The organism is Acidithiobacillus sp., assembly GCF_023255755.1.
In the GTDB taxonomy this organism is placed as follows: domain Bacteria; phylum Pseudomonadota; class Gammaproteobacteria; order Acidithiobacillales; family Acidithiobacillaceae; genus Acidithiobacillus.
Genome location: NZ_JAGDVS010000168.1, coordinates 17,420 through 23,251, shown reverse-complemented (window position 1 = coordinate 23,251; position 5,832 = coordinate 17,420). Strand labels below are relative to the sequence as shown.

General features: G+C 57.2%; 8 protein-coding genes. 4 read left to right on the top strand and 4 right to left on the bottom strand.

Features of this window, described 5'->3' with window-relative positions; all coding sequences use genetic code 11:
- From Q0C48_RS11880 to Q0C48_RS11870, 3 genes are all read left to right on the top strand, one after another.
- The coding region (locus Q0C48_RS11880) for a prepilin-type N-terminal cleavage/methylation domain-containing protein (RefSeq protein WP_291524615.1) at positions 1-187 on the top strand (187 nt) is incomplete at its 5' end.
- A gap of 100 nt (positions 188-287) precedes the next feature.
- A complete protein-coding gene (locus Q0C48_RS11875; RefSeq protein WP_291524613.1) occupies positions 288-782 on the top strand; it encodes a PilC/PilY family type IV pilus protein in 495 nt (164 codons plus the stop codon).
- Positions 754-1,116: a type II toxin-antitoxin system VapC family toxin gene (locus tag Q0C48_RS11870; protein ID WP_291524611.1), complete on the top strand. Its 363-nt coding sequence runs from the start codon at positions 754-756 to the stop codon at positions 1,114-1,116. Before Q0C48_RS11875 ends, Q0C48_RS11870 begins: the two co-directional genes overlap by 29 nt.
- Positions 1,117-1,225: 109 nt before the next feature.
- Here the strand turns inward: Q0C48_RS11870 and Q0C48_RS11865 are convergent, their stop codons facing one another.
- A complete protein-coding gene (locus Q0C48_RS11865) occupies positions 1,226-1,627 on the bottom strand; it encodes a hypothetical protein (protein WP_291524609.1) in 402 nt (133 codons plus the stop codon).
- 10 nt (positions 1,628-1,637) lie between these two features.
- Positions 1,638-2,051 (bottom strand): DUF423 domain-containing protein, encoded by a 414-nt coding sequence (locus tag Q0C48_RS11860; RefSeq protein WP_291524607.1) that lies wholly within the window; start codon positions 2,049-2,051, stop codon positions 1,638-1,640.
- A gap of 126 nt (positions 2,052-2,177) precedes the next feature.
- Between Q0C48_RS11860 and Q0C48_RS11855 the strand changes: the two genes are divergently transcribed.
- Positions 2,178-3,224, top strand: coding sequence for a complex I NDUFA9 subunit family protein (locus Q0C48_RS11855; RefSeq protein ID WP_291524605.1), 1,047 nt, complete (start codon positions 2,178-2,180; stop codon positions 3,222-3,224).
- Positions 3,225-3,236: 12 nt separating this feature from the next.
- Here the strand turns inward: Q0C48_RS11855 and Q0C48_RS11850 are convergent, their stop codons facing one another.
- Complete coding sequence (locus Q0C48_RS11850; protein WP_291524603.1) at positions 3,237-3,653, bottom strand: tetratricopeptide repeat protein; 417 nt, start codon at positions 3,651-3,653, stop codon at positions 3,237-3,239.
- Positions 3,654-3,685: 32 nt separating this feature from the next.
- On the bottom strand, positions 3,686-5,746 hold the full coding sequence (mdoH, locus tag Q0C48_RS11845; protein WP_291524617.1) for a glucans biosynthesis glucosyltransferase MdoH: 2,061 nt from the start codon (positions 5,744-5,746) through the stop codon (positions 3,686-3,688).
- Positions 5,747-5,832 lie beyond the last annotated feature (86 nt).

The following is a 5,832-nucleotide window of genomic DNA, read 5'->3' as shown; positions in this document are numbered from 1 at the left end:
GCAGGCCTTTGAACTGCTCATCTCCGCCACCTCTGGCGCAGGTTGGCGCGCCCTCTCTCTGACGGGCGCAGCCGGATTCACCCTGATCGAACTGATGATCACCATTGCGGTGGCCGCTATTTTGTTATCCATAGGGATGCTCATGATCCTAAAAAACCGCCTTCGCGGGTTTCCGCGTCCCTTGTAGAAACACGTGTTCTATACTGGTGGTGTTCGGACAGTAGCCGTCTGCTTTTTGGAGGCGTTGACCCCGTTAAAAAACCTGGCTCAGGGAGTATGGTGGCCCCATGTTTGTGGCTACGGACAGCGGCGGTAATCGTCAGCCCATTTCCACCACGCCCATCGTCTCTCAGGACACCCAGGGGCGGATCGGTGTCATGTTCGGCACCGGCCAATGGCTGTTTTCCAGCGACACCACGGACAACCTGACCCAAAGCCTCTACGGCGTATGGGACGTGAATCAAACTTATCCGGGCACCATGACGACGCCCATCACCCGGACCAGTCTCGTGCAGCAGACCTTGAGCACCACCACGGCATCCAACACTACGGGCGGCACCACCTACAACACCCGCACCAGCACCAGCAATCCCGTCACCTATTCCAGCGCCCCAGGCGGTAAAATGGGCTGGTATATCGACCTGCCCATCACCGGCGAACGGGTCATTGTCAATCCGCTGCTGGTCTTTGGCGATGTCATTTTCACCAGCTACGTGCCCGGCACCACCAGCACCGATCCCTGCACCAGCAGCAATGGGACATCAAAGTGGTCAGATTGCTGACCGGATGTTGGGCACTGCGCCGTCGGACATTGCTATTCCGGCGATTGTTGTTTATGAAATCGAGACGGGAATCGCCAAGTCCAGAGATCCTGCCAAGCGACGTGGGCAGCTTGATCAGCTGATTGATCTTCTGAATATTTCACCATTCGACCAGACCGCCGCAAATAAGGCGGCAACGATTCGAGCTGTTTTGGAGGATACCGGTCAGCCTATAGGTCCGCTGGACACGTTGATCGCTGGCACGGCTCTGGCGTGTGATGCCACTCTCGTCACGCGCAATCTGCGTGAGTTTGGGCGGGTGCCAAATTTATCCGTGGTGAACTGGTTCGATTGACGAGTGCGGCTATGGGGTAAATTCATGTCACAACCTATTTCCACCGCTCACCTCGAAGCACCGATCTGCATTCGATGCGGACGACAACCCCTGCGATTAACGCCAACGGCTATCCTTGCGCTGCAATCTTCCGCGCCAGCACCCTCTTCTGCCACGCCATGATCGCGTCGATGACTTCCTGGTCAAAGTCCATGGTTTCGTGTTCTTTTACGAGCTGTTTCGCCGCCTGCACCTGCGCATGAATCTGCCAAGTCCGAGAAATGTTCTGGAAATAGGGGTCGGTATCCAGATAGCAGTTTTCCTGAGGTAAAGCACGTTTCAGCTTGAGCGGCTTACCTTCTTCAGCAAGGCACAGTACGGTTTTTGAATTAATTTCTGCTACAGTATACGCCCGTAGTGCCGTTACCGTCCCGCTGTAAGGCACATGCTCCACAACCCAAAACTTATCCCCCACTTCGGCATCGGCAAAATCCAGGTATTTGCCATACGCATTTCCCGTTGCAATTAACATAACTATTCCCCTACGTTGCGGATGCCCGCCACATACTCAGCGCGAGCAGCAGCCAGGAAAGAACCAGCAGGGTTCCACCCACAGGGGCGAAAAAAGCCCAGAATACGTCACTGGTCAGCGCCAGCAGGTAGAGTCCGCCGCAGAACAGCAGGATACCCAAGACCATCAGTCCCCCTGCCGCATAAAGCAAACGCCGTTTGCCATATTGGCGGATCAACATGCCGATGAACAACAGACCGAGTCCGTGATAAATCTGAAAACGATCCGCAATATCGTAAATATGCAGCCCCTCAGCACTCACCCGCCCGGCCACCAGATGATCCCCCGCCGCGCCGAAAATCACCGCCAGGGCCATCACCAATGCGCCCAGCGCCACAAAACGCCCGCCCAACCGCGATGCATTCTCTATCGAACATTCCGCCATACCATCCCCCTTATCAGCACCCCGCGTTTATAGCCTATGTGCAGGGCTCTGTTCAAACACAGGCCTACCGATCCACACCTTTCATAAGGCTGTGCTATGCTTGGCCGCATAATTTCAGGAGGTGTCATGGTAATACATAGGATTTGCATTCTCGGCGGAAGCGGTTTTGTCGGACGCCATCTGGCAGAGCGTTTAAGTCAGGACGGGCATTCAGTACGCATTCTGACGCGCAACCGCGAGCGCAACCGTGAAAACCTGCTGGTGCTTCCCGGCGTGGAAGTGGTTGAGGCCAATATCCATGACCCCATCGCCTTGGAGAAACAACTCGAAGGACGCGATGTAGTCATCAACCTCGTCGGCATCCTCAATGAAAACAACCCTGGCCGCAAAGATTATCCGCCCGAGCGACGTGGTGACTTCGAGAAGAACCACATAGAACTGCCGCGCCTGGTGGCCAACACCTGCGGCCATCTGGGCATTCCGCGCCTACTCCATATGAGCGCTCTGGGGGCCAGCCCCCTCGGTCCCAGTGCCTATCTGCGCTCCAAGGGGATTGGTGAGGAGATTGTCCGCCAGTCTGGCGAGAACAGCGCGAAAATGGGTCACTTTAACTATCTGAATGGCCCCAAGCTGCTCTGGGGTCGCGGTCTGAAGGTCACATCTTTCCGCCCTTCGGTAATTTTTGGCGAAGGGGATAGCTTTTTCAATCGTTTTGCCCAGTTACTGCGCAACATTCCCTTCCTCATCCCATTGGCGGGCATCAACGCCAAAATGCAGCCGGTCTGGGTAGAGGATGTGGTCAGTGCCTACGTGCAGTCCATTGATGATGAAAAGACCTATGGCAAGGCCTATGACTTGTGCGGTCCCAAGGTGTACACCCTCGGTGAGCTGGTGGCTTATACCCAGAGCCTGATTGGCACCCATCGTGCCATCGTGCCCCTCTGTAATTTTGTCGGCAATCTGCAGGCCAGTATCATGGAGAAACTGCCGGGCAAAGTGCTCACGCGCGACAATTTGCTTTCCCTGTCCGTGGATAACGTCTGTACCAGGAACGATCTGGCTGACGGTTTTCATATTCAGGCCACCGCCATTGAGAGCGTGGTACCCGGCTACCTGGGGAAAAAAGCCGCCCGTGCGGAGCGTCTGGCGGAAATCCGCACGCGGCGCCCCTAAACGCCAAGCCAGTTAGTGGGTGGGTGAGCCGGCATCGCCCCGCCCAAAGGTGTCCATAAGTTCTGCGGCGACATCTCCCGGCACTTCGCCGAGAATGGCCGTCATCCCGGCCTGTGCACGGCTATCCCCTTGCGCTGCGGCCAGACTGAACAGTTCGTAGGCACAGCGCAAATCCTTGGACAGCCCCATCCCCTGATAGAACATAAGTCCTAAATTAAACTGAGCAGGTGTATCGCCCTGATCTGCCGCCGCGCCATACCACTTGGCGGCTTCCAGATAGTCCTGTTGGACTTCAATGCCTTCGGCATATTTCACGCCCATATTGAATTGCGCCACTGGATCACCCGCACGCGCCCGTTCCTGCAAGTCGCGCAAGCTGCGGATACCCGCCAGAGCCATAAGATCCAGGGCGTTACCACCGTTAGTCATCGCTTACCCTCAATAATTTGTCCATCCGCCGATTACTGATCGTCGCCCTGCAAGCCCCAGACGGTCAAGCGCGTCCGATCAGCCGTGGACCAGACCGCACGATGCAATGCGAGCATGGAGTTACGATCACTGAGCAGTATGTTGCGTTCGCGATTGTTGAGTTCCTGCGGCCCCTGCTCCAGTGCTTTGTGGCAGAGATTCGCCGCGCGCGGCCAAGCCCCCGTGCGGTTTCGCTGCAGGGCGGTATGTATGGCGTTGAAGCGGGGATCGACTACGACCTGTATGAAGGGATCCCCCTCTATATGGGGCAGATAGGCCACACTGTCCGCGCTAAGTGCCTGTAACTCTGGCGGAACACGTACCTCTTCGGGGATAACGAAGAGACGATGACGCCGCGCCCAGCGTCCAAGTGCTGGCCGACTCGTCCAGGCTGCAATCGGCACCGCTGCCGTCAACCCCCCGAGTATGGGTACCAGCCAGACAAAATGCCAGATACCCAGAAAGGGGTACAGCAGTGCCGCAAGACTCAGGCCCAGCACAGAACACCAGCCAAAATACCGCAAGGCATCGGCCCAGGAGGTTTCCTGATCACCACGGACTTGCGCCCCCCAACGCACGCCACGCCCCATCAATGTCTGAATCACAAACTGACTATGAAAGGCCATGCGGATCGGTGCCATGAGTATCGAAAAAATACTCTCAAAAAACATGCTGGCCACCAGACGGAATAGGCCGCCAAAATTTTCTCTTTGGCCTCGCTGACGCACGACCCAGAGCACTGCCATAAATTTGGGGGATAGCAACAGTATAGCCGTCACCCCAAACAGCCAGAAAGGCATGGGCTCGGCCAGCCAGCCCCAGTTAAAGGGCGTTACGCTGCTGTCACCGATTGCATTAGCCCAGTGCAGAGAGCTCAGCGCACCCAGGATCAAAAACAATCCCCATAAAGGCGCTGCTAAAAATGACATGGCACCGTTGACAAAGAGAAAACGATGCGCGGGGCGCAGCCCCTCCCCCGCCAGCAGGCGCAGATGTTGAAGATTACCCTGCGCCCAGCGGCGGTCGCGTTTGAGATCATCAATCAGCGTCGGCGGCACTTCTTCATAGCTCCCTGACAGGTTGGGTACAAACCAGACTTCCCAGCCACTTTTGGCCATGAGCGCGGCCTCGACAAAATCGTGACTCAGCAGCGGGCCGCCGAGGGGTGGGCGCCCAGGCAACACGGGCAGCGCACAATATTGGGCGAAGGGTGCGGTACGGAGGATGGCGTTGTGGCCGATATAATGGCCGTCGCCCAACTGCCAGAAGCGCAGGCCAGCACTAAAGATCGGACCGTACAGGTGCTGCGCAAACTGCTGCAGGCGGGCATACAAGGTTTCGCGATTGACGGCCACCGGCTGCGTTTGAATGATACCGACTTGCGGGTTGCCCTCCATCATCTCCAGCATTCGGTAGAGCGTTTCGCCGTTCATCACACTGTCGGCGTCGAGCACGACCATGTATTCGTAATCCTTACCCCAGCGGCGGCAGAAGTCCGCCACATTCCCACTCTTGGCCTTATTGTTGATAGGCCTCCGCCGGTAATGGATGCGGCCAAAGGCATCTAAAGACTGACAGAGCGCCGACCACACCAGTTCTTCGCGCAACCAGATGGCGGGGTCACGGGTATCGCTCAGCAGGAAAAATTCGAAGTGCGCGAGCGCTCCGGCATGCTGCAGAGATTTGTAGGTGGCCTGGAGACCCGCCGCGACCCGCTCTACCTCTTCGTTGTAGATGGGCATGACTATGGCTACACGGCTCTGCGGACGCGGCTCGGCCAGACGCAGTTCGGGACTGCCCGGCGCAGTGTCTGTCCGTCCGCGCATGAGCAGAACAAATCCCACCAGTGCCGTCCAGAAGCCTGCGGATATCCACGCAAACAGTAACGCGAAGATAATCAGCATCGGCATTTCCAGCCACAGAGGCAGGCGATCTGTCAGCACCTGATCCAGTATCAAACCGGCACTGCACGCCGGAAGAACGATGAAAGCACTGAGCCAGTAGCGCCGGTACCGGCCGATGGCTTCCCATGGCCGGACGCCGCTACGACCCATATTCAGGCTTCTCCGGGCAACACGCGCCGATTCGCGCTGATCGCACGGCGGTTCAGCAAAGGCTGGATAAGGCGCAACAAGGCCGC

Excerpts from the sequence above, each read along its gene's own strand:
- Q0C48_RS11860 (WP_291524607.1), bottom strand. The coding sequence starts at position 2,051 with ATGGCGGAATGTTCGATAGAGAATGCATCGCGGTTGGGCGGGCGTTTT.
- Q0C48_RS11875 (WP_291524613.1), top strand. The coding sequence starts at position 288 with ATGTTTGTGGCTACGGACAGCGGCGGTAATCGTCAGCCCATTTCCACC.
- mdoH (WP_291524617.1), bottom strand. The coding sequence starts at position 5,746 with ATGGGTCGTAGCGGCGTCCGGCCATGGGAAGCCATCGGCCGGTACCGG.
- Q0C48_RS11870 (WP_291524611.1), top strand. The coding sequence starts at position 754 with ATGGGACATCAAAGTGGTCAGATTGCTGACCGGATGTTGGGCACTGCG.
- Q0C48_RS11865 (WP_291524609.1), bottom strand. The coding sequence starts at position 1,627 with ATGTTAATTGCAACGGGAAATGCGTATGGCAAATACCTGGATTTTGCC.
- Q0C48_RS11855 (WP_291524605.1), top strand. The coding sequence starts at position 2,178 with ATGGTAATACATAGGATTTGCATTCTCGGCGGAAGCGGTTTTGTCGGA.
- Q0C48_RS11850 (WP_291524603.1), bottom strand. The coding sequence starts at position 3,653 with ATGACTAACGGTGGTAACGCCCTGGATCTTATGGCTCTGGCGGGTATC.